Annotated in this window: 1 protein-coding gene; it reads left to right on the top strand. The window is 61.6% G+C overall.

Annotated features, from left to right (window positions below; genetic code table 11):
* On the top strand, positions 1-631 hold a 631-nt coding region (locus NM2_RS50625), incomplete at both ends, for a beta-propeller fold lactonase family protein (protein ID WP_501193641.1).

Here is a 631-nt window from a genome sequence, read left to right as displayed (position 1 = left end):
GCCCAGGGCAATGCGGGTGACCCGGGATCCTGCCAGCCGGGCGGAGCCGAACACCTCGCGTACTCGACCAATCTGGACACCGACTACAACTCGGTGTCGGTGATCGATACCAAAGATCTTCGGGTGCAACGGTATATTCCCGGTTTTCGGGTGCCCTCCAATGTCACCCCGGTCAACGACGGTTCCAAGTTGTATGTCGACCAGTGGTTCGTCACCGATGCCAACACCAAGGTCGTCAATCCCTGCACCGGGCAGATCGTGAAGACGATCCCGCGGCCGGGTGGCCTGTTTCCGCTGACGAACCTCTCGCCCGACGGCAGGTGGTTGTACCTCAGCACGATTCAGGGCTTCACGATCGAGAAGATCGATACGAAGACCGACGAGGTGGTGCGCACCTATTCGACGCTGCCGGCGGGTGAGCCGATCGGATATGCGATTCCGAGTCCCGATGGCAGGTTCATGTGGATCGCGGGCCTGCATCACGTTTACCAGATGGACTTGGCGACAGGCGGATTCGTCGGCGAGCCCATCACGGTCGGCTTGTCGCCGGAGTGGCTGGCGGTGACGCCCGACGGCAAGCGGTTGCTGACGACCAATTTCGCGGACGGCACGGACTCGATCATCGATGTGG

The organism is Nocardia miyunensis NBRC 108239 (assembly GCF_001613065.1).
In the GTDB taxonomy this organism is placed as follows: domain Bacteria; phylum Actinomycetota; class Actinomycetes; order Mycobacteriales; family Mycobacteriaceae; genus Nocardia; species Nocardia miyunensis.
This window is presented reverse-complemented; position numbering and strand designations above follow the sequence as displayed.